The sequence below is a fragment of the Streptomyces rhizoryzae genome (assembly GCF_023155275.1).
GTDB lineage: Bacteria > Actinomycetota > Actinomycetes > Streptomycetales > Streptomycetaceae > Streptomyces > Streptomyces rhizoryzae.
In genome coordinates this window covers 187,945-212,619 of the sequence record NZ_JALMUV010000001.1, presented here as the reverse complement: position 1 = coordinate 212,619, position 24,675 = coordinate 187,945, and the positions used below count along the sequence as shown (strand labels likewise).

Annotated in this window: 25 protein-coding genes; 16 read left to right on the top strand and 9 right to left on the bottom strand. The window is 72.1% G+C overall.

Going from position 1 to position 24,675, the window contains the following annotated elements:
* Nucleotides 1-11 precede the first annotated feature (11 nt).
* Nucleotides 12-713: a TetR/AcrR family transcriptional regulator C-terminal domain-containing protein gene (locus tag MUU72_RS01035; protein ID WP_248011132.1), complete on the bottom strand. Its 702-nt coding sequence runs from the start codon at nt 711-713 to the stop codon at nt 12-14.
* Between the two features lie 71 nt (nt 714-784).
* Here MUU72_RS01035 and MUU72_RS01030 point away from each other — a divergent pair, with 71 nt between their 5' ends.
* Both MUU72_RS01030 and MUU72_RS01025 read left to right on the top strand, forming a co-directional pair.
* Nucleotides 785-1,813, top strand: coding sequence for a PDR/VanB family oxidoreductase (locus MUU72_RS01030; protein ID WP_248011131.1), 1,029 nt, complete (start codon nt 785-787; stop codon nt 1,811-1,813).
* A gap of 24 nt (nt 1,814-1,837) precedes the next feature.
* Nucleotides 1,838-2,530 carry an MSMEG_1061 family FMN-dependent PPOX-type flavoprotein gene (locus MUU72_RS01025; protein WP_248011130.1) on the top strand — a complete coding sequence of 231 codons (693 nt, stop codon included), beginning with the start codon at nt 1,838-1,840 and terminating at the stop codon, nt 2,528-2,530.
* Here the strand turns inward: MUU72_RS01025 and MUU72_RS01020 are convergent.
* On the bottom strand, nt 2,496-2,981 hold the full coding sequence (locus tag MUU72_RS01020) for an amidase family protein (RefSeq protein WP_308403767.1): 486 nt from the start codon (nt 2,979-2,981) through the stop codon (nt 2,496-2,498). The genes MUU72_RS01025 and MUU72_RS01020 overlap by 35 nt on opposite strands.
* An 85-nt stretch (nt 2,982-3,066) precedes the next feature.
* On the opposite strand from MUU72_RS01020, the gene MUU72_RS01015 reads away from it, so the two are divergent.
* Nucleotides 3,067-3,945, top strand: a complete 879-nt coding sequence (locus MUU72_RS01015) for an RCC1 domain-containing protein (RefSeq protein WP_248011129.1) — start codon at nt 3,067-3,069, stop codon at nt 3,943-3,945.
* Between the two features lie 434 nt (nt 3,946-4,379).
* Here MUU72_RS01015 and MUU72_RS01005 read toward each other — a convergent pair whose 3' ends face one another.
* The 3 genes from MUU72_RS01005 to MUU72_RS00995 form a co-directional block, all read right to left on the bottom strand.
* Nucleotides 4,380-5,393, bottom strand: a complete 1,014-nt coding sequence (locus tag MUU72_RS01005; RefSeq protein WP_248011128.1) for an NADPH:quinone reductase — start codon at nt 5,391-5,393, stop codon at nt 4,380-4,382.
* A gap of 265 nt (nt 5,394-5,658) precedes the next feature.
* Nucleotides 5,659-6,540, bottom strand: a complete 882-nt coding sequence (locus tag MUU72_RS01000) for a helix-turn-helix transcriptional regulator (protein WP_248011127.1) — start codon at nt 6,538-6,540, stop codon at nt 5,659-5,661.
* A 220-nt stretch (nt 6,541-6,760) separates the two neighbouring features.
* Nucleotides 6,761-8,707, bottom strand: coding sequence for an AfsR/SARP family transcriptional regulator (locus MUU72_RS00995; RefSeq protein WP_248011126.1), 1,947 nt, complete (start codon nt 8,705-8,707; stop codon nt 6,761-6,763).
* A 129-nt stretch (nt 8,708-8,836) separates the two neighbouring features.
* On the opposite strand from MUU72_RS00995, the gene MUU72_RS00990 reads away from it, so the two are divergent.
* Nucleotides 8,837-9,715: an alpha/beta fold hydrolase gene (locus tag MUU72_RS00990; protein WP_248011125.1), complete on the top strand. Its 879-nt coding sequence runs from the start codon at nt 8,837-8,839 to the stop codon at nt 9,713-9,715.
* A gap of 250 nt (nt 9,716-9,965) precedes the next feature.
* On the opposite strand, the gene MUU72_RS00985 is transcribed toward MUU72_RS00990, so the two are convergent.
* Complete coding sequence (locus tag MUU72_RS00985; RefSeq protein ID WP_248011124.1) at nt 9,966-10,595, bottom strand: hypothetical protein; 630 nt, start codon at nt 10,593-10,595, stop codon at nt 9,966-9,968.
* A 224-nt stretch (nt 10,596-10,819) separates the two neighbouring features.
* Between MUU72_RS00985 and MUU72_RS00980 the strand changes: the two genes are divergently transcribed.
* From MUU72_RS00980 to MUU72_RS00960, 5 genes are all read left to right on the top strand, one after another.
* Nucleotides 10,820-11,686: a helix-turn-helix domain-containing protein gene (locus MUU72_RS00980; RefSeq protein ID WP_248011123.1), complete on the top strand. Its 867-nt coding sequence runs from the start codon at nt 10,820-10,822 to the stop codon at nt 11,684-11,686.
* A gap of 230 nt (nt 11,687-11,916) precedes the next feature.
* Nucleotides 11,917-12,768, top strand: a complete 852-nt coding sequence (locus MUU72_RS00975; RefSeq protein WP_248011122.1) for an alpha/beta fold hydrolase — start codon at nt 11,917-11,919, stop codon at nt 12,766-12,768.
* A gap of 284 nt (nt 12,769-13,052) precedes the next feature.
* On the top strand, nt 13,053-13,700 hold the full coding sequence (locus tag MUU72_RS00970) for a DUF3558 family protein (RefSeq protein ID WP_248011121.1): 648 nt from the start codon (nt 13,053-13,055) through the stop codon (nt 13,698-13,700).
* Between the two features lie 205 nt (nt 13,701-13,905).
* Nucleotides 13,906-14,478, top strand: coding sequence for a dihydrofolate reductase family protein (locus MUU72_RS00965; protein ID WP_248011120.1), 573 nt, complete (start codon nt 13,906-13,908; stop codon nt 14,476-14,478).
* A 161-nt stretch (nt 14,479-14,639) separates the two neighbouring features.
* Nucleotides 14,640-15,191, top strand: coding sequence for a hypothetical protein (locus tag MUU72_RS00960; protein WP_248011119.1), 552 nt, complete (start codon nt 14,640-14,642; stop codon nt 15,189-15,191).
* An 84-nt stretch (nt 15,192-15,275) separates the two neighbouring features.
* On the opposite strand, the gene MUU72_RS00955 is transcribed toward MUU72_RS00960, so the two are convergent.
* Both MUU72_RS00955 and MUU72_RS00950 read right to left on the bottom strand, forming a co-directional pair.
* Complete coding sequence (locus MUU72_RS00955) at nt 15,276-16,103, bottom strand: NAD(P)-dependent oxidoreductase (protein ID WP_443743058.1); 828 nt, start codon at nt 16,101-16,103, stop codon at nt 15,276-15,278.
* A gap of 244 nt (nt 16,104-16,347) precedes the next feature.
* Nucleotides 16,348-16,968, bottom strand: a complete 621-nt coding sequence (locus MUU72_RS00950; RefSeq protein ID WP_248011117.1) for an MBL fold metallo-hydrolase — start codon at nt 16,966-16,968, stop codon at nt 16,348-16,350.
* Between the two features lie 239 nt (nt 16,969-17,207).
* Here MUU72_RS00950 and MUU72_RS00945 point away from each other — a divergent pair, with 239 nt between their 5' ends.
* The 4 genes from MUU72_RS00945 (at nt 17,208) to MUU72_RS00930 (ending at nt 20,625) form a co-directional block, all read left to right on the top strand.
* Nucleotides 17,208-18,446, top strand: coding sequence for an epoxide hydrolase family protein (locus tag MUU72_RS00945; RefSeq protein ID WP_248011116.1), 1,239 nt, complete (start codon nt 17,208-17,210; stop codon nt 18,444-18,446).
* A 66-nt stretch (nt 18,447-18,512) separates the two neighbouring features.
* On the top strand, nt 18,513-19,142 hold the full coding sequence (locus tag MUU72_RS00940; RefSeq protein WP_248011115.1) for an antibiotic biosynthesis monooxygenase family protein: 630 nt from the start codon (nt 18,513-18,515) through the stop codon (nt 19,140-19,142).
* Nucleotides 19,143-19,265: 123 nt separating this feature from the next.
* Nucleotides 19,266-19,718 (top strand): ATP-binding protein, encoded by a 453-nt coding sequence (locus MUU72_RS00935; RefSeq protein WP_248011114.1) that lies wholly within the window; start codon nt 19,266-19,268, stop codon nt 19,716-19,718.
* 199 nt (nt 19,719-19,917) lie between these two features.
* On the top strand, nt 19,918-20,625 hold the full coding sequence (locus MUU72_RS00930; RefSeq protein WP_248011113.1) for a helix-turn-helix transcriptional regulator: 708 nt from the start codon (nt 19,918-19,920) through the stop codon (nt 20,623-20,625).
* Nucleotides 20,626-20,664: 39 nt separating this feature from the next.
* Here MUU72_RS00930 and MUU72_RS00925 read toward each other — a convergent pair whose 3' ends face one another.
* Nucleotides 20,665-21,618, bottom strand: coding sequence for a UbiA family prenyltransferase (locus tag MUU72_RS00925; RefSeq protein WP_248011112.1), 954 nt, complete (start codon nt 21,616-21,618; stop codon nt 20,665-20,667).
* A gap of 338 nt (nt 21,619-21,956) precedes the next feature.
* Here MUU72_RS00925 and MUU72_RS00920 point away from each other — a divergent pair, with 338 nt between their 5' ends.
* The 3 genes from MUU72_RS00920 to cysK all read left to right on the top strand — a co-directional run bounded on the left by MUU72_RS00920 (nt 21,957) and on the right by cysK (nt 24,674).
* Nucleotides 21,957-22,727 (top strand): YqcI/YcgG family protein, encoded by a 771-nt coding sequence (locus tag MUU72_RS00920; protein WP_248011111.1) that lies wholly within the window; start codon nt 21,957-21,959, stop codon nt 22,725-22,727.
* Between the two features lie 4 nt (nt 22,728-22,731).
* Nucleotides 22,732-23,553: an arginase family protein gene (locus tag MUU72_RS00915; RefSeq protein ID WP_248011110.1), complete on the top strand. Its 822-nt coding sequence runs from the start codon at nt 22,732-22,734 to the stop codon at nt 23,551-23,553.
* 143 nt (nt 23,554-23,696) lie between these two features.
* Entirely contained in the window at nt 23,697-24,674 is a 978-nt protein-coding gene (cysK, locus tag MUU72_RS00910; protein ID WP_248011109.1) for a cysteine synthase A, read from the top strand.
* Nucleotide 24,675 lies beyond the last annotated feature (1 nt).

Genomic DNA, 24,675 nt, shown 5'->3' with positions numbered 1-24,675 from the left:
CTCACAGGCCGTCAGGAGTCGGCCTCGCTGCCGCCACGTTCACCGGTGGGGCCGCGCCGGGGCGGAGCCGCCTGGGTGGCGGACTCGATGCCGGCCAGGAGGAGTTCGAGGCCGAAGGCGAAGCGTGCGTCGAAGTCGAGCAACGGGCCGACCGGGCCCGCCGCGAGATGCGGATAGCCGCCGGCGCGCACGACGCCTTCGAGCGTGTCGGCCTCCCCTCCCGCAGCGCCCTGTTCCTCGAGGGTTTCGCCCAGCACGAAGCAGAAGACCGCGCCGGCCGCCCACAGGCCGTGGTCGCGGGGGAGTCCGGCGTCGCACACGCAGCCGACGAGGGTGTCGATGTAGGTCAGGTTGTTGCGCTTCGCCGCGTAGTTGCCGCCGACGATGCGTGCCCCGTCGCGCTGGGCCAGCAGGGCCGCGCGCAGGCTTGCGGCCAGGCCCCTGACGCGGTCCGGCCACGCGGCGTCGCCGTCGAACGCGGCGGGCAGAGCGCGGGCGAGGATCGCCTCGGCCATCTCGTCCACGAGCGCGTCCTTGCCGGCGAACAGCCGGTAGAGGGTCGGCAGATGGACGCCGAGCCGGTCGGCCAGGCGGCGCATCGTGAGCGTCTCCAGGCCGCCTTCGTCCACCAGCGCGAGCGCCTCGCGCACCGCTCTGTCGGCCCGCGTGGTGGCCAGCGTGGTGCGCCTGCGGCCCGTCCCCTCGATTGACATGTTAACGATGTTAGCAGTAGCGTGCGCGCACTCGTTGATAACGCTGTTAACACCTTGAGTCAGGGAACGAGATGCCTTCTTCCGCCGCCACCCCCGCCGCCCCCACCCAGTCCGCTTCCGGCCGGCAGCCCGCCGCGGACCGCGAGCACGGCGCCCCCTCCAGCGGGTTCGACGTCACCGTCCGGCAGCTGCGCTGGGAAGCGGACGGTGTCGTCTCACTCCAGCTGGCCAAGGCCGGGGGCGGGCCGCTGCCACCGTGGGAACCCGGAGCGCACGTGGACCTCGTGCTGCCGACCGGGATCCAGCGCCAGTACTCCCTGTGCGGACCGACCGGCGACGTGGCCTCCTACCGGATCGGGGTGCGGCGGGAGCGGGCCGGCCGCGGCGGCTCCGAGTACGTCCACGCCTTCCTGCGCCCCGGGCAGCGCCTCCACCTCAAGGGCCCCCGCAACAACTTCGGCTTCCGGCCGGCCGCCTCGTACGTGTTCGTCGCCGGCGGCATCGGGATTACGCCGATCCTGCCCATGATCCGCCAGGCGGAGACGCAGGGCACGCCCTGGCGGCTGCTGTACGGCGGTCACACCGCGGCGTCGATGCCGTTTCTCGACGAACTGCGGCACTACGGGTCGCGGGTCGGTCTCTACCCCGCGGACACCGTCGGCCGCGCGCCCCTGGGCTCGCTCTTCGCCCAGGTCGAGCCCGGCGCGAAGATCTATGCCTGCGGACCGGCGCCGCTGCTGAGCGCGCTCGGCGAAGCCGTGGCGCACTGGCCCCGGGACACCCTGCACGTCGAACGCTTCACGGCCCGCCGTCCCCGGACGCCCGCCGACGACAAGCCCGTCGACGTCGTCTGCCGTGCCTCCGGCCGGACCGTCGCCGTCCCCGCGGGGCGCAGCATCCTCGACGGCCTCGAAGAAGCCGGGATCCGGGTGCCGGCGTCCTGCCGCTCCGGGCTGTGCGGCTCCTGCGAGACCACCGTGCTGGAGGGGGTGCCCGACCACCGCGACGAGATCCTCTCCGCGGAGGAACGGGACGTCGGCGACCGGATGTTCGTCTGCGTATCGCGCGCCCGGACCCCGCGACTCGTCCTCGGCCTGTAACCCCGCGGGAAAGGAAGCCGCGCCATGAGCACAGCAGAGACCACCACCGACCTGCCGGCGGGCACCGCCGCGGACGCCTACCGGCCGGTGACGATGCAGCGGGTCCGCGAGGTCATCGGATATCCGCCGCGTTTCATCGCGGAGAAGAAGGAGGCGCAACTGGGCGAGTTCTCCGCCCGGTTCATCGCCCACAGCCCCTTCTTCTGCATGGCCACCGTCGGCGCCGACGGGCAGCTGGACACCAGCCCCAAGGGCGACCCGCCCGGTTCCGTGCGGGTCCTCGACCCCTGGACGCTCGCCATTCCCGACCGGCCCGGCAACAAGCTCGCCGACAGCTTCGAGAACATCACCCGCAACCCGGCGGTCGGGCTCGTCTTCTTCGTTCCCGGCGTGCGCGAAGTGATCCGGGTCAACGGCGACGCGTTCATCACCGACGACCCGGAGCTGCTGGGCATGCTCGGCGCGGACGGCAAACCGGCCGTGCTCGCGACGATCGTGCGCGTCCGCGAGGTGTTCGGGCAGTGCGGCAAAGCGGTCATCCGGGCCGGCCTGTGGGACGGCGACGCCCGCGGACTGGCGGACGCGGCCCTGGTCGGCGGAGACTTCTACACCCTGACGATCGCGGAGAACGCCGCGAAGATGGCCGACACCCTCGGTCCCCTCGCCGACGGCTTGCACGAGGTCATCGACGACCACTACAAGAACGACCTGTATTGACGCCGCGCCATGGGCAGGCAGGAAGCCGCAGCCGAGCCCTGCGACGGGTGCGGTCTGCGGCGGGCAGCGCCACGGCGTAGGGGTCGCTGCCCTCGGGCCCTTCCATGAGGGAGAGCGCCAAGCGCAGATCGCGCACGCTGTGGGCCATCGGGCCGGCGTGCCACCAGCGGCGCGGCACGGCGGGAAAGTGGCCGGTCATCGGCAACCTGCCGGGGGTGGGTTTGACCGAGGCGATCCCCGTGTCGGCGGCGGGCCCCCGCACGGAGAGGGCGACGTCGCTCCCGATACCGAGCAGCGAGAGCCCGCTCGCGATGGCCGCCGGTTCACCGCCGCTGGAGCCCCCGGGAGTGCGCTGGGGGTCGTAGGGGTTCAGGGACCTGCCGGTCAGGCGGTTGTCCGTCTCGGTCCAGTAAGGACCGGAATCAGAATGAGGTCTCGGGGGCTCGGGAATGACGCCGCGTCAGGTCACTCGGGTTCGGCTCCGCGAAGTAAGGTGGAATCCCATGTCGCGAACGCGCCGAGCACAAGGAGGCGGAATGTTCGCCAACTCGTCGGCGCTGGCGGCCGGAAGGCGTCATTCGGTGGGACGGCGCTGGGATGGAACCGTTCTCGCCGTGGGCAATACCGCGGCCGCTGAATGTCGTGTCGAGCGATGGGACGACGTCGTCACGGTGGCAGTCGGCAATGTCCATACCGCGACGAACACGGGCAGGTCTCATACGGTGGGACTCCGGTCGGACGGCACGGTGCTGGCGACGGGGTGGAATGGCGATGGGCAGTGTGATGTCGCCGGATGGCGAGGCGTCACGGCCGTGGCCGCAGGCTGGCGCCGCACGCTCGGGCTACTCGCGAATGGCCGCGTGCTGGCAGTTGGCCGCAGTGCAGAAGGACAGTGCGCCGTGCAGTCCTGGCGCGAGATGGTCGTCCTCTCGTGTGGTGACTGGCACTCGGTCGGCGTCCGGTCGGACGGTTCTGCACTGGCCGCAGGGAACAACCGACGCGGACAGTGTGCCGTTGAGGGGTGGCGTGACCTGACTGCGATTTCGGCCGGGTACCTCCATACCGTCGGTCTCAGAGCCGACGGGCGGGCAGTAGCGACCGGGGAGCGGGCAACCGGGGCGTGCGAGGTCGATGAGTGGGAAGACGTGGTGGCACTCGGCGCGGGCAGCTACCACACCGTCGGGGTCACAGCCTCTGGGCGGGTTCTCGCAGCGGGAGACAACGGCTACGGACAGTGCGAGGTCGGCGATTGGCGCGACATTGTCGCCGTGGCGGCCGGTTCAACGCACACCCTCGGCCTGCGTGCCGACGGCACAGTCGTGACCGCAGGGAACAATGCCGACAGACAGTGCGAAGTGGATGCCTGGTTCGGAGTCCAGCTTCCCTGTGCCCCGGGACGCGCCCACGTGAACTGACGTGCCGTCACCCCCGAGCCCCGGAACCTCATTCTGATTCCAGTCCTGAGACGTCTCCGGCAGGTTCGTCTTGGCCGGCGGGATGCCGCCGGCCTGCCGAAGGCGGGCCACCACAGTGGCATCGGTGTCGGGCACCCGGTCGGCGAAGAGCTTCGCCCCCCAGGTGGTGGGGGCCCCGCGGTGTCGAAGGAGTCCTTGACCGTGAAGGGGACTCCGCTGAGCGGGCCGCCGGCCGGTCGCGCCGACGCGTCACGCCACACGAGATCGCTCTGCTCCATCGGCCCGGGCCCCTTCCTCCACAACGCACTTCCCGAGCCTGTCTGTTCACCTCACCCGGTGGGAGGCGGGCTGACACCGTGTCAGGTCAGTCGACCGGTTATCGCTCTCCTGTCGTTCCCCGAGGCCGGGCCACTGCCGGTCCGGGGCCGAGCCCGTCAAGCGACGTCGAGCAGGACCTTTCCGACGACGCCCTGTTCGAGGGCCGCGTGGGCGTCGGCGGCGTGCTCCAGCGGGAAGCGGTGCAAGGGCAGTCCGGCGTCCTCGCCCACGCGCAGCGCACCCGCGTCCACGGCCGCCGCGACGTCGGCGAGCGCCTGCTGCTTCGCCGCGTACGGCACGCGGTAGACGAAGACGCTCTGCCAGCGCAGGTTCGCCGACAGCGAGGAGAGCACGGGAACGGACAGCTCCTCCTTCTCGCCCCCCGAGTAGTAGGCGATGACAGCCCCTTGGGCGGCCACCGCGAGGTCGAGCGCGGCGTTGGCGCCCGGTGCGACCTCCACGACGATGTCGACGCCCGCGGGCGCGAACGAGAGGATCTCGGCCGCCGCGTCCTGCGTACGGTAGTCGACCACCCGGTGCGCACCGGCCGCGCGTGCCAGTGCGGCCTTCGCCGGGCTGCTGACCGTGGTGACCACGCGCGCACCGGCCCAGCGGGCGAGCTGCACCGCCGCGTTGCCGACCGCCCCCGCACCACCCGCCACCAGCACGGTCGTGCCGTCCAGAGTGCCGGGTGCGAGACGTCCTGGGCCGCCGTCGTGGACGGTCAGCGCGCGGTGCGCCGTCAGTGCCGGGATGCCCAGGGACGCACCGAGTTCGAACGGGGCGTGGTCGGGCAGGGCGACGGCATGCCGAGCGGGGACGACTGTGTACTCCTGGGCCGTTCCCCAGGGCCGCTCCCACGCAGCTTCCCAGATCCACACCCGCTGTCCGATCCGCGCCGGATCGACCTCCGGCCCGACGGCGTCGACGACCCCGGCACCGTCCTGGTGGGGCACCTGCTCGTCCATGCCGGGCGGCAGTGCGCGTCGGCGGCCGCGCCAGTCGGTGGGATTGAGGCCCGAGACGTGCACCCGGACCCGTACCTCGCCGGGTCCGGGCCCGGGGAGCGGACGCTCGACGACCTGGAGCACTTCGGGGCCGCCGGGAGCTGTCCGGATGACGGCTTTCATCTCTCACCTGTCCTTCGCCCGCCCGTGAGGGCGTGCTGGGGCGTGCTGTGCAGCCCAGGGAGCGGGTGCCCCTGGGGTGTTCCTCGGGCGTCACTCCCAACAACGGAACGCGGCGGGAGTATTCCGGCACGCGAGCGATGCGATGCCGGGGCGGACGCGGGGTGGGCCGACGCGGACCCGGCGGCGCAACGGTGAAGCTGTGCCGCACTTCCGCTGCACCGGGCTCCCGGGGACGTGGCCGCCGGATACGGGACGAACACCCGTGTCAGTCGGGCTCCTGAGCTGTGCCGGTCCGGGGCGTTCCGGTGCCGGTGAGGGTCCACACGGCCAGGAGGCCGAGTGCCAGTCCGGACGGCGATCCGGGTTCCGCGGTGTAGACGTAAAGGGTGGTGTCCGGGTCTCCCGGCAGGGTCAGCGTCTCGTACTGCACTGTCAGTTCACCGACGAGCGCGTGGTGGAGGCGCTTGGAGCCGTGGGTGCGCTGGTGGACCCGGTGCTCTTCCCACCAGCGGTCGAATTCCGTGCTCTTTCCGCGCAGCTCTGCGATGAGATCGTTCGTGGCCCGGTCGTCCGCGTCCCTTCCCGCCTCCAGGCGCAGGCTCTCCACGGCGGCCCGTGCCTGGTCCTCCCAGTCGATGAACAGCGTCCGGGGTTCCTCGCCGAGGAACATCCAGCGTGCGTAATTGCGGTGCCGGACGGGCAGCTGGTCGAAGTCGGCGAACAGTGCCTTGGCCATCCGGTTGGCCGCCAGGACGTCGCTGCGGCGGCCGAGAACCAGGGCCGGTTCGCCGTCGAGTGCGTCGATGAGCTGGTGAAGGCCGGGTCGGAGCCCCTGGGCGCTTCGGCGGTGACGCCGGGACGGCGCGGCCGTCGCCCCGAGGAGGGAGTGGAGGTAGGTGCGTCCCGCCTCGTCGAGGCCCAGGGCGCGGCAGAGCGCGTCCACGACACCGGGCGACGGGGCGATCGGGCGTCCTTGTTCGAGCCGGGTGTAGTAGTCGGTCGATACCCCGGCCAGGCGCGCTACCTCTTCACGGCGCAGGCCCGGGACACGCCGCGTACGGCTGTCCGGCGGCAGACCGGCCTGCTCGGGATCCACTTGGCTGCGCGCCTTCCGCAGAAAGCTCCCCAGCTCACGGTTGTTGGGCATGCCACGCAGTATCGCGGGTGCGGGTGCTTCCCGCGTGGGTCTGCGAGTCCTGGTCTGCCGGGTCCGCTGTCGCGCAGGGCCTGTCATGGGCGCCCGCGGGGGCTGGTGGGTGCCGGAGGCGCCGGTAGCCCGTCGGCCACCGAACGCGCCCACCATCGGTCGCGCGGCCGGACGTTGTCGGCGCAGGCAACAGACGGGGGATCGGTTCGGGGGGTGGGCGTCACCGCCGCATGCGGTACGGATCGAGGGTGGCCAGGATGTCGTTGACGGGGCCAAAGCTGATCATGGCGGTTGTTCCGCCCGCGATCTCGCCGCGCAGAGGCGACAGGGCCTCGTGCGCTTGGGTGGCGAGGGAGGCGTCTTGGAGCAGGATCGCGGTATGTGCGGTGACGGCCCAGAGCGAGTCGTACAGGTGGTCAGCGGGAGGTCTGGGCAGGAGGGCGGCGGCCTCGCGGGCCGCCGTGAGGTCGCCGTCGGCGAGGCTGAGGAGGGGCTGGGCCCAGGGACGGTAAGGGCCCCAGTCGAGGGCGGGGTCCGTTGGCGCGGGGCGTTGGTGGCGCATGCGGAGTGAGAGGAGCGCGAGCGGGAGGATGCCGGCTTCCACCCCGGGCATGCCGGCGCCGGCGAGGTCGGTGGCTACGGTGCGATAGGCGTGAGCGGCCTCGGCGGGGTCGTCCGCGCGTTCTGCCAGCTGCATGGCCCGGAAGGCGGCGGTGAGAACGCGCACGAGCGGGGTTTCGTGAAGGGCGGCGAGCCGCCCGGCCGCCACGACGTGTTGGTGCGCGGTCTCGGTGTCGCCGCGGGCCGCGCCGACCTGGACCTTGATCAGATGGCCAAGGATCTCGAACATCGGGAGATCGTGCCGTGTGGAGAGATCGATGAGCTCGCCGGCGATCACGTCGCGTTCGCCGGTGCGCCCGGGGCGCTGGAAGGACTGCACGAATCGGGCGTTGAGCGCGAGTACCAGCACGCTGGGGTCCTGGAGGTCCCGGGCCAGCCGTTCGGCTTCGGTCGCCGCCTCGAGGGCCCAGCGGTCTCGGCTTCCGCGATGCTCGAGGCCGATGGTGGCGAGGAGACGTGCCCGGAGTGCGGGTGGAGATTCCGGCCCCAGCCGGTGCAGAGTGCGCCGAGTGGTGGCGACCAGTGCCTCGGACCGTCCGGGATCGTCGGCGCGCGTCCAGATGGTGGGGACGTCGTACGCGGCGATCACGCGGGCGGTGAGGCCGGGGTCTTCGGTCCGTTCGGCTTCCGCGGCGGCCGCGGCGCGTTGTTCTTGGGCAAGTACCAGGTTGGTGCCGCCGGTGACCGCGGCCGCCCTGGCCACGGTGCTCATCGAGCGCAGCCGGGTGAAGGTCCCCGTCGCTTCTGTGCGCGTGAGGAGGCGCAGCTGGTCCTCGTTCCGGGGCGCGGGCGTCAGGTGCGCGGCGTGCCGGAGGATGTCACGTTCGAGATGGTCGAGGTCGTCCGCCGATTCCAGTCCGAACCGATCCAGCAGTCTGGTTCGCGCGTCACGCAGCGAGGCCAGCGCGTCCACCTGGCGGCCGGCTTGGTACAGAGCATGGGCCAGCAGAACCCAGGCACGCTCCCGCCACGGGTGTGCGGTGGTGAACGTCTCCAGCTCCGGGATGAGGGGCGCACCCCGTCCGAGGTCGAGCATCGCTCGGGCGCGCAGCTCGACGGCTTGACGGTGGAGCTCTGTCAGCCGCGCGCGCTCCGGCGTCAGCCAGGGTGAGGCGTCGAGGTCTGCGTACGGCTCGCCCTGCCACCATGAGAGCGCTTCGCTCAGTGCGCCGGCAGCCTGGCCACTGGGCGCGTCGTGCAGGGCCCGGAGGGTGTCCTCGAACCGGTGGGCGTCGACGTGTGCCCGTGGGATCCGCAAGGCGTATCCGGTGCCGACGGTCTCGATGGTGTGCGACCGGGTTCGCGGAGGACGGTCGGGTTCGAGGGCGCGGCGGAGCTCGGCGACGAAGGTGCGGACCGTCCCGGCAGCTGCGGGCGGAGGGTCCTCCCAGAGATCATCGAGCAACACCGGAAGCGGGACGGCCCGGCCGCCGGCCGCGACCAGCCGTCCCAGAAGCTCGCGGCGACGCCGGCTGCCCACCGGCACGGGGCGGCCCTCGGCATCCGTGACCTCGATCGGCCCGAGCACCTTGACGAGGATCTCCATGTCCTCATTGTCGTCGGTTCCAGGCTGCTGCTGATCCACTGCTGATCCGGCTCCCCGATCCTCCTCTCGTTCATGCATCCGCGTGTGAGCGGCAGAGACATCCAAGTCCGGGAGAAGGAGACGACAACGATGGGCATCAGCATTCCGGGGTGTGAGACCAGGTCGATCGGTGTGGCGGACGGCGTGGAGCTGAACACGGCGGTCGGCGGAGAAGGGCCGCCCGTGGTGCTGCTCCACGGCTTTCCCGAGACCCACCTGATGTGGCGGCAGGTGGCTCCCCTCCTGGCCGAGCACCACACCGTGGTCTGCCCCGACCTTCGCGGCTACGGCGCCAGCAGCAAGCCGGAAGCGGTCGCCGAGGACACCTACGCGAAGCGGACGATGGCCGCAGACATCATCGGCCTGGCCGACGCGCTCGGGTTCGACCGGTTCGCGCTGGTCGGGCACGACCGCGGCGCGCACGTTGCTTTCCGGGCCGGCCTGGACCACCCGCATCGGATCAGCCACCTGGGAATCCTGGACATCGTTCCCACTCTGGACACCTGGAACGTCCTCCACGGCGTCAGCGCGGCGGTGGCTTTCCACCTGTATCTGATGGCCCAGCCGCCCGGTCTGCCCGAGCGGATGATCGCCGGAAGCGCCGACGCATTCTTCGGCCACTTCCTCGACGTCTGGTCCACGGGCTCCGATGCGATCCCCGCGGAAGTGCGCGCCGAGTATCTTCGCGCATGCCGGGACGCCGTTCCGTCGATCGTCGCCGACTACCGCGCCACCGCGACCGTCGACATCGCACACGACCAGGCCGACCTCGACGCCGGCAACCGCCTCACCATGCCGGTGACGGTCGTCCAGCAGGACTGGGGCCGGCAGCTGGGTTTCGACGCCACCGCGACCTGGCGACCGTGGGCCACCGACCTTCAGCACTTCACCACCCAGGCGGGCCACTTCATGGCCGAGGAGGCTCCGGAGGACATCGCCACGCTGATCCTGAACCTGGTGAAGCGGTGATCGCCTGGGACCTCGGCATGACCCGCACCAGGGACGCCCAGCACCTGTGGGCGCACGTCCCCGGGACGGGACCGCGCCGGGACCGATGCGGGCTGCCCGCGGGGCACCGGGCCGCCTGAACGCCGGCCCGCACGCACCCCTGGGCGCGGGCCGCCGGCGCTGCGCGCGGGGCCGTGCGGTAGCCGGTACGTCGTGCTGCTTCGTCCCGCTTCGTCGTGGGGGAGGGTCATGGGGGCTCAGCGCGCGGTTGTCAACCGCCGAAGTTGATGAGTGAAGAGGTGATGTCGTTGAATCCCAAGGCGCTCAGGTCCGGGGTGTTGCACCCCTTGGGCGCAAAGAATTCATGGCCCGTGAGGCCGGTGTCCTCGAAGAGCGCCACGTCGTACCGGCACGCGCTGAGTGACGAGATGATGTCATTCCAGTTCTGCGTGTGCAGGAATCCCCGGTGCACCTTGCTCAGGTCGGGGTAGTAGTAGCCGGCGTCGAGGTCGAGATAGTCCCCCGACTCGTTGGCGTCCTCCCATACCCTGACGTAGTCCGGGAGCGCCTCGGGGTGGGAGACGCAGTAGTGTTCGCCCGACAGGACGGCCATCTGCGCACTGTCCGCGTAGGTCCGGCGTACCTCTGACAGCATCGCCTGGCGGTCGGTGAACGCGGCGAGCACGAGCGAGTCGCCGTTGACCAGGCAGGTGACGTGCAGCGGCTCGGTCATTTCCGCGTTCAACCGCTCAAGGTCCTCAACGACGTCGCCGTTGAGGAAAAGCGGCACTTGGGGGGAGAGCGGGCGTACGCGACCGGTTGCCGGCCAAAGTCCTTCGGCCGGGGCCTCGGAGAGCTTTTCCTTCGGCAGCCGTTGCGGCATGAGATGCAGCGGTGCCACGTCTCCTGACTGCTTGGACACTTCAACCACTTCCCTGTGAATGACTTCTCGGCATGCGCCGACAAGCCCGCACTCCTCACGCTAACGCGGTGGGTGGAGGGCGTCCTGCCGAGGAACCGGGGCGCGGCGGCCGGTCTGCGCGGCGCCGAGGGCACAGGGCCCGCGCCCGGGTGGGTGCACCGCACCCACGCCCCGGCGCCCGGCAGGGATCTAGCGTGGCGGGCATGGAAAGCAACAACGAGCTCGGTGCCTATCTGCGTGCCCGCCGCGCCGCGGTCACGCCGCGGGACGTCGGCTTGCCCGACATCGGGGAGCGGCGGGTGCCGGGGCTCCGGCGGGACGAGGTGGCGCTGCTGGCCGGGGTCAGCACGGACTACTACATCCGCCTGGAGCAGGGCCGCGAGCGGCACCCGTCCGAGCAGGTGCTCCGGGCGATCGCCGGGGCGCTGCGGCTGGACGGCGCCGCGGCCGGCCACCTGTTCCGGCTCGGTCTGCCCGCCCTCGCCACGGCGGCCGCGGAGCCGAGCGTCGCCCCGGAACTGCGGCGGTTGATGGACGGAATGCGCGACCTGCCGGCGTTCGTGGTCGGTGCGGCGCAGGACGTGCTGGCGGCCAACGCGATGGCGCGCGAGCTGTATCGCGGGTTCGCCCGGTACGACAACCTGCTGCGGATGATCTTCCTCGATCCCTTCGCGCGGGAATTCTACGGTGACTGGGACAGGGCGGCGCACATCGCGGTGGGCAACCTCCGGGCGTCCGCCTCGCAGTTCCCGGGCGATGAGCGGATCGAACGGGTCGTGGGTGAGCTCAGCGTGCGCAGCCCCGCCTTCACCGGGCTGTGGGCCCGTTACGAGGTGCGTCCGCGCACGCAGGAGGACAAGCACTTCCGCCACCCGCACGCGGGTGAGCTGCGGCTGCACTTCGAGGCGCTGGCCGTGACCAGCGCCCCGGGCCAGCACCTGTCCGTCTACAGCGCCGAACCCGGCAGCGCCGGTGCCGACGCCCTGGTCCTGCTCCGCCGGCTGGCCGAGCAGAACTCCGCGCCCACCGATCAGGAGGACCTCGCGGAGGACGGCGGATGCCGCTCGTGAGCGCGGCGCTGTCCGACGTACGGCAGCCGTCCGTTCCTCCGCCTTTCCGTTCGTCCGCCCGTCCGTTCGTTCGTCCGCGGAGATCGACGCGGGCGGCGAGGCCGTGCGGGCGGCGCGCCGGTCAGGTCAGCCGAGGCCGCGTGAGCGGTATCCCGGCCGGGCCGGCGAAGCCCCCCGCGCCGGGGCCTCACCCCTTTCCCCTTCCCGCACCGAAGAAGGCACCTCAGACCATGCTGCTTCCGTTCACCGAGGCAGGCCGGGGACGGCCTGTCGTCCTGCTGCACGCCCGGCCCACCGACCGCACCATGTGGGACGCGCACCTCCCCCTGCTGGCCGAGGTGGGCGTCCGCGCCATCGCCCTGGACCTGCCCGGGTACGGCGACGCGCGGGTACCCGACGGCCGCGAGGTGGCCCCCTGGTCGGACGTGCTCGACACCCTTGACCACCTCCGGGCCGACCGCTTCGTGCTGGCCGGGAACTCGCTCGGTGCCCTGGTGGCGCTGCAAGCCGCCGTGACGGCACCGGCGCGGGTGGCGGGCCTGGTACTGGTCGGGTACCGGCCCCACGGCCAACCCGCCTCCCCGCAGTTGCAGGCCGCCTGGGAGGGGGAAAGGGCGGCGCTGGCCGCCGGTGACCTGGATGCGGCGGTCCGGGCCGGGGTCGAGGCGTGGACCTCGGCCGGCGCCACCGACGGGGTACGCGCCCACGCCGCCCGCATGCTCCACCGCCGGTTGACCGCCCAACTCGCCCACGGGGAACCGCCGCAGGCGGCGGACCCGCTCGGCTCCGGACCGGCCCTTCGCACCCTCGCCGTCCCCGCCCTGGTCGGCGTCGGCGAGCACGACATGCCCGACTTCCACCGAGGCGGCGAAGAGCTGGCGCGCGAACTCGGCGCGGGCCGGCCCGTCGCCATCCCGGGCGCCGGTCATCTCGCGCCGCTGGAACAGCCCGCAGCCTTCTGCGGCCTGCTGCTGGACTTCGTGCGCCGCCTCACCCCGCAGCCGCCGCCCGCCCCCGGCCGGCGCAGGGCGGATACGCACTCCGGCGGCCGTACCGCCGGGCAGATCGCTCGGCCGTACTGAACCAGTTCGCCGACAGCCTCGGAGGACCGAGATGAGCCAGGGGGCGGGTGTTTGCCGAACTGGTTCTTCCGGGCTCCCCGGGCCGACGTCGCGGAGGTATCCCTTTTCCAGGGGGTGGGTGTCGGCCAGTATGTGAGAACGCGTCAGGAGCTTGCTCACAGGGGGCGGTTCGGGGCGAGTGCGGGTGCGGTTTCCCTGGGTGGTCCTCGCGGGCGAGAGGTCCCTCGGCACGGCAGGTGCGGTCGGACAGCGTCGGCGAGGGTCGGGGAGGCGGTGCGGCGTGCGTGACGGGAGCGCAGGGGGCAGGCGTCGTGGAGCAGTGGGACGAGGACCGGCAGGTCTGGACGCAGCCGAACCCCTCGGAGGGGGCGGCGCGGCCGGGCACCAGGAACCCGCGGGCGGCGGTGGTGACGGCGGTGGCGGTCGTGGTGTGCGTGGCGGCGGGCGCCGGGATCTGGGCCTGGGGGACGGGCCGGGAGCCCGGCGCCTCGGGCTCCGGCCCACCGGCCGCGACCGGTCCGAGTGCGTCGGGGAGCGCTCCCACCGGGCGCGGGGAAACGGCCGGGGCCGGCCGCGTTCCGTCGGATCCGTGCGCGGCGGTGAGCGACGAGTTGGCCCAGGAGTGGGATCTGACGCACCTCGACGTTCAAGCGAAGACCGGCTGCCGCTGGCACTCGGCGAGGCACAAGATGCTCATCAGGCTGAGCTATCTGGGGGAGCCGCCGGCGCGGTGGAGCAGCGTGGTGCCGATCAAGGTCGACGGTGTCCCCGCGGCGAAGAGCGTCGATACCGGCATGACGTGCATGATCATGTGGCCGACGTCGTACGGCAGCGTGAACCTGTCAGCCAGCGAGGTCTCCGGGGGTGGCGAGGACCTGTGCGGCGCCGCCGCGAGGTTCGCCGCGGCGGTGGCGCCCCACGTACCGCGCTGATCCGCTGCCGCCGGAAGTCGCTGGTCAAGGGCGGTCATCGGTGGTCAGGGGGGCTCGGGCGGCGGGCGGCGGGCGGGGGCCGAGGGGGTGCTCAGCGGGCCGAGTGTCAGTGGTCGCTGGTGTACTGGATCCACGGGATCGGCGAAGCGTCGTGCGCCGACCGAGTCTGCTGTGACCCAGCCATGAGACCCGCGGGAGACCTTGGATGCGTACGTTGATCAGCACCGCTTTCGTTTCGCTCGACGGCGTGGTGGAGGCCCCGGGCGGCGAGTCCGGCTACCGGAACGCCGGGTGGACCTTCAAGGACGTCGAGTTCCTGCCCGAGGCGTTCGAGATCAAGGACCGGGAGCAGAGGGAAGCCACCGCGATGCTGCTGGGCCGGACCAGCTACGAGGCGTTCAGCCGGGTGTGGCCCGACATGGCGGATTTCGCCGCCTACAAGGTGATGCCGAAGTACGTCGTCTCCACCACGCTCACCGAGGACGACCTGGTGACGAACTGGGGAGAGACGACGATCCTGCGCTCGCTGGACGACGTCGCCGCGCTGAAGGAGACCGAGGGCGGCCCGATCATCGTCCACGGCAGCGCCTCCCTGAACCACTCCCTCTCGGACGCCGGCCTGATCGACCGGTATCACCTGCTCGTCTTCCCGCTCCTGCTCGGCGCGGGCAAGCGGCTCTTCAGCGCCACCGACAAGGACACCCAGAAGCTGACGCTCGTCGAGCACGAGGTCTACGCGAACGGTCTCCAGAAGAACGTCTTCGACGTCGTCCGCTGAGGGGGTCGCGCACGGGACCACCTCGTGTGCGGGGGAGGGCTGGGTGGACCGCCGTCTCCGCCGTGGGGCGGAGGCGGTGGCTCCCTGCGAACGATGCCTGAGGGTGCGGCGGTTGGCGACGATCAAGGGGTATCCCAACGCCCCTCCGATCGGAGTTCCCGATGCTGACCAGGACCCTGCGCGTGACCGCCCTTCTCGCCCTCGTGGTGGCCGTCGCCGCGCCCGCCGCCGCGGCGCCCGCCCCGGCCACGCCCCCCGCGGGGGAGGCCGTCGCCGTCTCCTCGCTCAAGGGCGACGCACGCATGGACTACCCCCTCACCGACCAGGAGGTACGGGTGTCCGTCGACGCCCACTCCGCGTACACGGTGGGCAGCACCCCGCAGCGGTCCTGGGGCACCTTCCGCATCTCGCACGCCCAGGACGGCACGCTGTACTGGGGCGAGTTCGAGGTCGACTGCCTCACCACCGGCGGCCCCACCGCCACCGTCACCGGCCGCCTGGTCCGCACCAGCCCCGGCCACCCCTGGCGCACCATGCTGGACCCGCACACCCGCATGGGCGTCAGCTTCTTCGTCCCGCAGAAGGGCCAGGCCCGTATCGGGCTCTCCGGCGCCACCAAGAAGGGCGAGCCGCTCCTCACGAAGTGCATGGCGCCCGCCGCCGACGCGAAGGTCGTCGACGGACGGTACACCCTGCACGACCGCAGCAACTGAGCGCGCGTGACGGAAAGTGCTGGTCACAGCGGTGCGTTGCGGACTGTGGCCAGCACGGCCGCCGGTGTGGCGGCGCCCGGCCGGTCAGCGCACGAGCAGGTCGATGACGCCCGTCAGGTCCTCCTCGCCGCTGCCCTCGGCCAGGCGTCGGCGCATCAGGGCGAAGTAGGGGCTGAGGAGTTCGGGGCTGACGCCCTGCTGCTCGGCGGTGCTCAGGAAGGTCGGGGTGCCGGCCACTTGCATGGCGAGGCGGGAGACGACGCCCTTGGTGTAGTCGCCGCTGCGCAGCTGGTCGGCGGTCTGGTGGACGGCCGGGGCCATGGCGACGAGCCAGTCGGCGAGCAGCGGGGCGAAGGCCGTGGGGTCGATGTCCTCCTTGCGGATCAGGGCGAAGGCGTGTGCGGCTCCGGCGAACATCCCGTACATGGCGCTGAGCAGCGCTACGTCGTGCAGGGCCGCGAAACCGTCGTCCTCACCGGTGTAGTGGGTGCCGGCCGGGACGCCGAGCGTCTTGTGGTGCTGCTCGAACAGGTCGCGCGAGCCGCTGTAGAAGACGTAGCCGCCGGCCTCGGGGACGCCGATCATCGGGGGGACGGCCATGATGCCGCCGTCCAGGTAGCGGGCGCCGCGCTCGCGGGCCCATGCGGCGCGGTCGCGGGCCTGGGCGGGGTTGCCGGTCGTCAGGTTGACCAGGTCCTTGCCGGTCAGGTCGATGCCGTTCAGTGCGTCGGCGACGGAGGCGTCGTCCAGCAGGCAGACGACGATCAGGGTGTTCGCCGCGACCGCTTCGGCGGCGGTGTCGGCGACCTGTGCGCCTTCGGCGGCGAGGGCCGCGGCCCGGGCGGGGGTGCGGTTCCAGACGGTCAGCGGGTGTCCGGCGGCGCGCCAGGCGCGGGCGAGCGCGGTGCCCATCGCGCCGAGGCCCAGCAGCGTGACGGGGGTCTTCCCGGCGGTGTTCTCAACGGTGCTGTCAACGGGATTCTCAACGGTGTTCTCAACAGTGGTCTGTGCCATGGCCACCAGGCTGGTCACCGGCCCGGAGTTGATCAAGTACGCACTTCATGGTGGGTGGTTACCCCGCGGTGAGCGAGCAGGTCAGAGGGTGGTCGGCCGGGCGTGCGCCGGGGCCCTGCGCCCCGGCGCACCCGCAATCCGCTCACAGCGCGACGCTCTCGCCGGGCAGGAGGCGGCGGATCTCGGCGCCCGCCCGCTCGGCCTCCAGGGCGAGGACGTCGTCGAGGACCTTCAGGCCCCACTCGTTGAGCAGCCCGTCGTGCACGGCGTAGGCGCGGCGTGGTGCCATCCGGCGCAGGTAGCCGATCATGTCCGGCACCGTCAGCCACGGTGCCTGGCCGGGCAGCAGGAGGGTGGGTGCGTCGACCACCGTCAGTGCGTCTCCCGGGTGGAAGACCTCGCCGTCGACCAGGAACCCGACGTTGTCGACCGGGGGCGCGTCCGGATGGCTGTAGTGGTGGGTGCCGCCCGCCACCGTCACCCGGAAGCCCGCGACCGAGAAGTGGTCGCCGGCGCGGACCACCTGCACGCGCCGGCCGAGCCCGGTCAGGTGCCGGGCCACCCCGGCGCAGGTGTAGACGTCCGCCTGGACGTGGCGCAGGCGGTCCGGAGCGAAGTGGTCGAAGTGTTCGTGCGTGACGAGGACGGCCGCGGCCCCTGCCAGGGCATCGGGCTCGGCAGTCAGTACGCCCGGGTCGATGACGATCGCCTGGCCGTTCTTCTCCAACCGCACGCATGCGTGACCGAACTTGGTGAGCCTCATGCCCTCCACTCTGCCGAGGGGCCGGCGCGGTGGCCGCACGGTTCGCGGTCAGCCGAACGGGGCGGCGGGGCGGGCGGTCCCGGGAGTCCCCGGCAGGTACCGGGCGCGTTGCCGTCCGGGCTGCCGTCCGCAGTGCTGTCCGTGCTGCGGTCTGCGCTGCTTGAAGTGGGGCGGCTCGCCGCGCGACCATCCAGCAGGCCGACGGCCCCGCTGTCCCCTCCCTGGTAAGGAACCGCGCCATGACCACTCCGCACGCCTTCCTCCTGGACCCCACCCCTCTCCATGTGCCCGACGAGGTCCTCGACGACCTGCGCGCCCGTCTCACCTCGACCCGTCTGCCGCCGGACGCGGGGGACGGGGACTGGTCCTACGGCGTCCCGGGCAGCTCTCTGCGTGAGCTGGTCGCGCACTGGCGGGACGGCTATGACTGGCGGAAGGCCGAGGCCGCCCTCAACGCCTACGAGCACTACGAGGTGAGCGTCGCCGGTGTGCCGGTGCACTTCCTGCGCAAGCCCGGCCGCGGCCCCCGCCCGGTCCCGTTGATCCTCACCCACGGCTGGCCGTGGACGTTCTGGCACTGGTCGAAGGTGATCGACCCGCTGGCCGATCCGGCCGCCTTCGGCGGTGACCCCGCCGACGCGTTCGACGTCATCGTGCCGTCCCTGCCCGGCTTCGGCTTCCCCGGCCCGCTCACCGGATTTCCGGACGTCAACTTCTGGAAGGTCGCCGACCTCTGGCACACCCTGATGACCGAGACCCTGGGGTACGCGAAGTACGCCGCGGGGGGCTGCGACATCGGCGGGCTCGTCTCCAGTCAGCTCGGTCACAAGTACGCGGAGGAGCTGTACGGCATCCACATCGGCTCCGGGCTGCCGCTCGACTTCTTCTCCGGCCCCCGGGCCTGGGACTTCGCCCGGAACCGCCCCCTCACCGACGACCAGCCCGCCGAAGTGCGCTCCCGCATCGTCGAGTTGGACCGCCGCTGGGCGTCCCACCTCGCCGTGCACATGCTCGACGGTGCCACCCTGGCCCACGGGCTGAGCGATTCGCCCGCCGGGCTGCTGGCCTGGTTGCTGGAGCGCTGGCACGCCTGGAGCGACCACGGCGGCGACCTTGCATCCGTCTTCACCAAGGACGAGCTGCTCACCCACGCCACGATCTACTGGGTGAACAACTCCATCGGTACGTCGCTGCGTTACTACGCCAACGCCAACCGCTACCCCTGGGAACCGGCCCACGACCGTACGCCGGTCGTGCAGGCTCCGGTCGGCCTCACCTTCGTCACGTTCGAGAACGCGCCCGGCATCCGCACCGCCGAGGACCGTGTCCGGGCCTTCGAGGAGGGTCCGCAGGCTGCCTGGTTCCACCACGTCAACGTCAACGCCCATGAGCACGGGGGGCACTTCATCCCGTGGGAGAACCCCGATGCCTGGGTGAGCGACCTGCGCCGCACCCCCTTCCGCGGCCGCAGGCCCTGAACGATCCGGCGGATCTCGACCGTCAGCGCTTGACCTGAAGTGTGGTCGAGGTTTCATGATGGCGCGGTGACTGACAACGGAATCACCCTGATCGACGCCTGGGAACTGCCCGAGGACCGGATGGACGAATCCGTCGCGCGCTGGCGGGAGCGCGTCGGGCTCATCGCCTCCGCCCCCGGATTCCGGGACGCGCGGCTGCACCGCCGGCTGCGCCCGGAATCCCGGCTCGGCCTGGTCAACGTGGCGCACTGGGACAGCGTCGAGGCGCGGGACACGGCGCTGGCGCGTCCCGACTTCACCGCGTCGGCGGCCCGTGCGGCCGACTACGCCACCGTGCACGGCGGCTGGTACGAGGTCGTGGCCGCCTCCGGCACCGCCGCGGAGAGCGCGGGGGAGGAACCGGGGATCACGTTCATCAACGCCTTCGAGCTGCCCGCCGAGGAGGTCGACGCCTTCCTGCCGCGCTGGCTCGACCGGGCGGAGCTGATGAGTGGGGCGCCCGGATTCCAGGACTTCCGACTGCACCGTGCGGTGGCCCCCGACACGCGTTTCCAGCTGGTCAACGTCGCGCACTGGACCAGCCCCGAAGCCTGGCGCACGGCGCGCGACGACCCCCGCTTCCAACGGCGCCTGCCCGCCCCGTCGGGTTCCGTCACGGCCAGCCCCGCGCTCTTCCGCGTCGCCGCCGCGTTCTGAACCGGGCCGGGGTCCGGGCGCGGTCGGCTGGTGGCCGTGCCCGGCCCTCCGGCACGTCTGGGGCGGGGCGCGCGGGGTAGGCGGTCGGGTGTCAGGTGTGAGGACGCGGGGGCGGAGCGGCGTATGAGGCAGGCTGCCGGCGAGGGAAGTGGCGAGCTGGCCGAGGGTCCGCTCTCGGTGTCGGCGGTGTTCGAGGGCGGGGAGACGATCGCCGGCATCCGGGACCGGGCGTCGTCGTTCCTGCGGGACCTGCGGGAGAAGCGCGGGGTGCCGGTGTCCGACCGGGCGGTGGACGTCGTGCAGCTGGTGGTGAGCGAGCTGGTGACCAATACCCGCAAATACGCTCCCGGCCCGCTGCTGCTCACCCTTGAGGCCGGGGAGAGCGTGGTGTGGGTGACCGTATGGGACAGCGAACCCCGGCTGCCGGTCATCCGGGGCGCCGACCCGGCCCGGGTGGGGCAGCACGGGCTGGAGATCGTCCGGGCGGTCTCCCGGAGCTTCGAGATCCATCGCGAGCCGGTGGGCAAGCGCGTCACGGCAACCGTCGACCTGGCGGAGCGCTGGCCGGAGCGGTGAGCGGCGGCGCGGCGCGGGGCGGGCCGGTGGCGGACGGGCGGCGTCGGGTCGGCTGAGCGTTCACGGGGCTTTTGGTTCCGTAATGCGGAAGTTTACTTTCGCATTACGGGGGCTTGATGTTAACTTGCCCACCGGAGTCCATGACGAGCGCCGCCCGGGGGGCCGATCGCGTCGCTCTGTTTGCCGAGGGGGGACAGTGATGGGCCGTCAGGCGGCCGCCCGGCAGCTTCGTGCTGCCATACCTGAGATCACGGAGGCGTACCGGGCCGCGCTGGCGCGCATCGGAAGCCCGCTGGTGTCCCGTGAGGACATCTGGCGGCAGTGCCGCCACCAGGCGCAGAGCATCGTGGCCGAGTGCGCGCAGGCACTGGAGGACGGGCAGCGCCCGCAGTCGCCGGGGGCGGGGGAGTACACCCGGCTGCTCGGGGCGCACCGCGTCGTCCAGCAGGTGCCGGTGTCCGAGTCGGTGCGGGCCGCTGACGTGCTCTGGCAGGCCATGCAGGCGGTGGTCACGAAGGTGCTCGACCAGGTGGAGGCCGAGCACCGGGTCGCGGCGGCGCAGACCGTGGGGACCGCGTTCCGGGTCGCCGCCGGCTGCCGCCTCTACCAGGGGATCCGGGCCTACGAGGAAGCCCAGCGGTCGGCCGCCCCCGCGGAGCCGGGGCGCGGGCCCGCGCCGCCCCCGGACGGCGCGGACGCACAGGTCCTCGGCCTGCTGACGCTGCGGGAGCGGGAGATCCTCGAAGCGGTGCGGGCGGGGCTGACGAACCGTCTGATCAGCCGCCGGTTCGAGATCAGCGAGGCGACCGTCAAGCGGCACCTGCACAACGTGTACCGCAAGCTGGGCGTCGGCTCACGGGTCCAGGCGCTCAACACCGCGTTCCCCGAGCAGGGCCAGCCCGGCTGACGTGGCGTGCCGCTGCGGCCGGTGGCGGGCGGTGGGCGTTCACAGGGTGGGCAGGGCGCTCAGCATGACGAGGTTGGCGGTGTACTGGGTGAGCATGAAGGCGCGGTAGGCGCCGCGGCGCTGGCGGCGTTCGGCGTGTTCCCGCCGGGCGTCGCGCACGACCCGGGCTATGACCCAGACCGCCCCGGCCGCCACCGGGAGCGTGCCCGCCAGGGCGAGCGGGGCCCACCGGGCCGCCACCGCCGTCCCGGCCACGCCGACCAGCGCGGCGCAGACCACGGCCACGGCCCGGGCCGCCGGCAGACCGTGCACGACCGCGAGGGTGCGCCGGCCGCCGGCCGCGTCCCCGTCGGCGTCCCCGAGGTCCTTGACCACCGAGCCGACCAGCGCCATCCAGGCCGCCATCACCCCGCCGAACACCACGCCCGTGGCGGTCCACCCGTGGCCCGCGACCGAGATCCCGGCCGCGTACGAGGTCGCGCCCAGGCCGAACACCACCACCGCGCAGCGCACGCTCGACCGCTTCGCCTGCACCGGGCGGGCGGAGTAGGCCCAGCCGAGCAGCAGGAAGGCCGCGACCCACACCGGCACCCCGCCGCCGGCCGCCGCACCGAGCACCAGCGCGGCACCGGCCAGCAGGGCGGTGACGGCCGCCGCGGTGCGGACCGGGAGGGCACCCCGGGCGATCGGGCGCCGGGAACCGTTCGCCCGGTCCTCCTGGACGTCCGTCACGCCGTTGAGCAGATAGGCGCAGGCCACGGCGCACCACCAGGAGGCGAGGCCCAGCACGGCCCGCCCCGGGGCCGCCGGAAGCTGCCCGGTGGACACCGCGCCCACCGCGAACCGCAGCAGGAACACCACCTGGACCGTGGGCCGCGCTTCCGACCAGCACAGCCGGGCCGTGCGCAGCGCGGTGCGCCACCGGGGGATCGCCGTGCCCGCCAGGCCGGCGACATGCAGAGAAGTAGCGGCAGGAGCAACGGAATTGGTCACGGTTGCAGCCTAGGAATGGCTGCGGTGACGGGCCATACAACCATCGGCGTACAAGGCGTACATCCCCACTGGGCCCTTGGTTGCACTGCGTTGCCAGGCCAGGTGTGCGGCGGGAAAGGTGGGCGGGGCGCGGCCCGGTGGAAAAACCCCGGACGCCGCGGCGAGGGCGTGCACGGCACCCGTACCGGAATATCCCCAACCGCTACGTTTCCGGGGTGCGTGGTGATCCTGCGATGTTTTCAGGCAAGGAGAGACGACCTCCTCGCGCCCGTACAGGAATAGAACAACGAGCCAGGAACAGAACGACGAGCAAGGAAACCTAGAAAAAGGATGCTCAGTTGGAAAGGTCTCAGCAGACCGCAACGCTGATCTCCCAGGCGCAGGTTCTCGACGGCGCGCAGGGGTGGCATCGGGCCGCCTTCGAGGAGGTCGCGGCACGACTCGCCCATCCGGACTTCCCCTGCGTTTTTTCCCGTAACGCCTTTCGGAAGCAGCTGCTCACGTTCGCCTTCGTGGAGAACGCCGGCAGCGACGGCATCCGGCATCTGGCGAGCGCCCTCACCGAGTACGTCGAGCTGTCCCGGGCCTGGGACGGCCGGCTGGACACCGCCTACCCGATGGTCGCACTGTTCGCGGCGGACGCCGTCGGCGGGCACACCGTGGCGGATCACCACTCCTTCGGCTGGCGCGTTCTCCAGGAACTGCACCACGTCGATCCCGAGCCCTGGCCGGCGGACGTCGGCACGGACCCGGAATCGGAGACCTGGTCGATGTGCTTCAACGGAATGCCGCTGTTCTGCAATATGAGCAGTCCCGCGCACCGGAACCGCCGCAGCAGGAATCTCGGTGAGTTCTTCGCGCTCGTGATCAACCCCAGGGAGCGGTTCGACGTATTCGCCGGGGACACGCCGAGCGGCCGCAAGGTCCGCGCGAACATCCGCAAGCGGATACGCCAATACGACGGCCAACCGCATGCGCCGCAACTCGGCTCGTACGGAATCGGGGCCCTCGAATGGCTCCAGTACGGGCTCATCGACGAGAACGCCGAGCGCGGCGATACCTGCCCCTTCCGTCCCCGCGTTGCCGTGCAGGAGAAGAGGAGTTGCTGACCGCATGATCGAACTCATTGTGTCCCAGGGCCGGGTGGCCGACCGGGAGCCGCGGATGATCGAGGGCGCCGCCCGCCTCGCGCGGGCCCTGGAGAAGCGCTACGGGCTCACCGGCCGCTTCATCGGCGAGCCCGCGCCGCCCGCCGACGACGACTGGACCGTCAGCCTCCCGCAGGCCCGGGAGACGCTGAACGGGCTGGGCCGGGCCGTCACCGAGAGCATCGCGCACGGCAGCCGGACGGTGATGATCTCCAACACCTGCTCGGCGAGCCTGGCGACCCTGCCGGTGGTGGCCCGGGAGCACCCGGACGCCGTGGTCCTCTACATCGACGGGCACGGCGACTTCAACACCCCGCAGACCACCGGGACCGGCTATCTGGGCGGGATGGTCCTGGCCGGCGCGTGCGGGCTCTGGGACAGCGGACACGGCGCCGGCCTCAGCCCCGCCCGGGCGGTGCTGGTCGGGTCGCGGGACATCGACGCCGCCGAGGGCGAGCTGATCGCGCGCCACGGCGTCCGGCTGATCCCCCCGGCGCGCACCTCGGCCGCGAGCATCCTGGACGCCGTCGGCGACGCCCCGGTGTGGGTGCACATCGACTGGGACGTCCTCGAACCCGGCCACGTACCGGCCGACTACACGGTGCCGGACGGCCTGCTGCCGGAGCAGATCCGGGAGATCTTCGAGGCGATCCCGGCGCAGCAGCTGCGCGGCGTCGAACTGGCCGAGTTCAACGCCCCGTTGGACGACGACCTCAGCGAACGCGCCGTCGAGACGATCCTGGCCATGGTCGCGCCCGCCTTCGAGGACACCCCGGCCGCCGGTTAGCCCCCGGGGCAGCCGCCTGCCCCTCCCGCACACCCCGACAGGCGCGGCCGGCCGCCGGACCCCGCGGCCGCCGGCCCTGTCGGGCCCCGCCCCGCTTCCCGTGGCCGGCCCCGCCGGCTCCGCCCGCCAAGGAGTACCTTCCGATGCCCCTGTACGACAGCATCCTCGACACCATCGGCCGCACCCCGATCGTCAGGCTGCACCGCATGGCCCCCGCCCACACCACGGTCTACGTGAAGGTGGAGTCGTTCAACCCCGGCGGGTCCGTCAAGGACCGCCTCGCGCTCTCGGTCGTCCTGGACGCCGAGGCGAAGGGGCTGCTCAAGCCCGGTGACACCATCGTGGAGTGCACGTCCGGCAACGTCGGGATCGCGCTGGCCATGGTGGCCGCGGCCCGCGGCTACCACTTCGTGGCCGTGATGGGCGACACCTACTCGGCGGAACGGCGCAAGCTGATCCGCGCCTACGGCGGCAAGGTGCTGCTCTTCCCCGGCCACCTCGGCAGCAGCGGCGGCAACCGGATCGCGGACGAACTGGCCGAGAAGCACGGCTGGTTCCGGGCCCACCAGTTCGACAACCCGGCCAACCCCGCCTACCACCGCGAGACCACCGCCTCGGAGATCCTCGGCGACTTCGCGGGCAAGCGGCTCGACTACTTCGTCACCGGCTTCGGCACCAGCGGCACCCTCACCGGCGTCGGGCAGATGCTCAAGCGGGCCCGCCCCGACGTGCGGATCGTCGCCGCCGAGCCGGAGAACGCCGCCGTGCTCGCCGGACAGGAGTGGAACGTCCACCGCATCCAGGGCTGGGCCCCCAACTTCGTACCGGGCGTGCTGGACCGCGGCGTCATCGACGACCTGGTGACCGTGGACGAGGTGGCCGGGCGCGACACCGCGCGCCGGCTGGCCGCCGAGGAGGGGATCTTCACCGGCATCTCGGCCGGCGCCACCCTGGAGACCGCGCTGCGGGTCGCGAAGACCGCGCCGGCCGGCTCGGTGCTGCTGGCCATGCTCCCGGACACCGGGGAGCGCTACCTCTCCACGTTCCTCATGGAGGGCCTGCCCGAGGGGTCGGACGACGCCTGGCTGGCCGCCCTGGAGAGCGGTGACGGCACCGCCTGAC

What these genes read in the sequence shown, in the direction of transcription:
- MUU72_RS01035 (WP_248011132.1), bottom strand. Translation starts at nt 713, where the DNA reads ATGTCAATCGAGGGGACGGGCCGCAGGCGCACCACGCTGGCCACCACG.
- MUU72_RS01030 (WP_248011131.1), top strand. Translation starts at nt 785, where the DNA reads ATGCCTTCTTCCGCCGCCACCCCCGCCGCCCCCACCCAGTCCGCTTCC.
- MUU72_RS01025 (WP_248011130.1), top strand. Translation starts at nt 1,838, where the DNA reads ATGAGCACAGCAGAGACCACCACCGACCTGCCGGCGGGCACCGCCGCG.
- MUU72_RS01015 (WP_248011129.1), top strand. Translation starts at nt 3,067, where the DNA reads ATGTTCGCCAACTCGTCGGCGCTGGCGGCCGGAAGGCGTCATTCGGTG.
- MUU72_RS01005 (WP_248011128.1), bottom strand. Translation starts at nt 5,393, where the DNA reads ATGAAAGCCGTCATCCGGACAGCTCCCGGCGGCCCCGAAGTGCTCCAG.
- MUU72_RS01000 (WP_248011127.1), bottom strand. Translation starts at nt 6,540, where the DNA reads ATGCCCAACAACCGTGAGCTGGGGAGCTTTCTGCGGAAGGCGCGCAGC.
- MUU72_RS00995 (WP_248011126.1), bottom strand. Translation starts at nt 8,707, where the DNA reads ATGGAGATCCTCGTCAAGGTGCTCGGGCCGATCGAGGTCACGGATGCC.
- MUU72_RS00990 (WP_248011125.1), top strand. Translation starts at nt 8,837, where the DNA reads ATGGGCATCAGCATTCCGGGGTGTGAGACCAGGTCGATCGGTGTGGCG.
- MUU72_RS00980 (WP_248011123.1), top strand. Translation starts at nt 10,820, where the DNA reads ATGGAAAGCAACAACGAGCTCGGTGCCTATCTGCGTGCCCGCCGCGCC.
- MUU72_RS00975 (WP_248011122.1), top strand. Translation starts at nt 11,917, where the DNA reads ATGCTGCTTCCGTTCACCGAGGCAGGCCGGGGACGGCCTGTCGTCCTG.
- MUU72_RS00965 (WP_248011120.1), top strand. Translation starts at nt 13,906, where the DNA reads ATGCGTACGTTGATCAGCACCGCTTTCGTTTCGCTCGACGGCGTGGTG.
- MUU72_RS00960 (WP_248011119.1), top strand. Translation starts at nt 14,640, where the DNA reads ATGCTGACCAGGACCCTGCGCGTGACCGCCCTTCTCGCCCTCGTGGTG.
- MUU72_RS00955 (WP_443743058.1), bottom strand. Translation starts at nt 16,103, where the DNA reads ATGGGCACCGCGCTCGCCCGCGCCTGGCGCGCCGCCGGACACCCGCTG.
- MUU72_RS00950 (WP_248011117.1), bottom strand. Translation starts at nt 16,968, where the DNA reads ATGAGGCTCACCAAGTTCGGTCACGCATGCGTGCGGTTGGAGAAGAAC.
- MUU72_RS00945 (WP_248011116.1), top strand. Translation starts at nt 17,208, where the DNA reads ATGACCACTCCGCACGCCTTCCTCCTGGACCCCACCCCTCTCCATGTG.
- MUU72_RS00935 (WP_248011114.1), top strand. Translation starts at nt 19,266, where the DNA reads ATGAGGCAGGCTGCCGGCGAGGGAAGTGGCGAGCTGGCCGAGGGTCCG.
- MUU72_RS00930 (WP_248011113.1), top strand. Translation starts at nt 19,918, where the DNA reads ATGGGCCGTCAGGCGGCCGCCCGGCAGCTTCGTGCTGCCATACCTGAG.
- MUU72_RS00915 (WP_248011110.1), top strand. Translation starts at nt 22,732, where the DNA reads ATGATCGAACTCATTGTGTCCCAGGGCCGGGTGGCCGACCGGGAGCCG.
- cysK (WP_248011109.1), top strand. Translation starts at nt 23,697, where the DNA reads ATGCCCCTGTACGACAGCATCCTCGACACCATCGGCCGCACCCCGATC.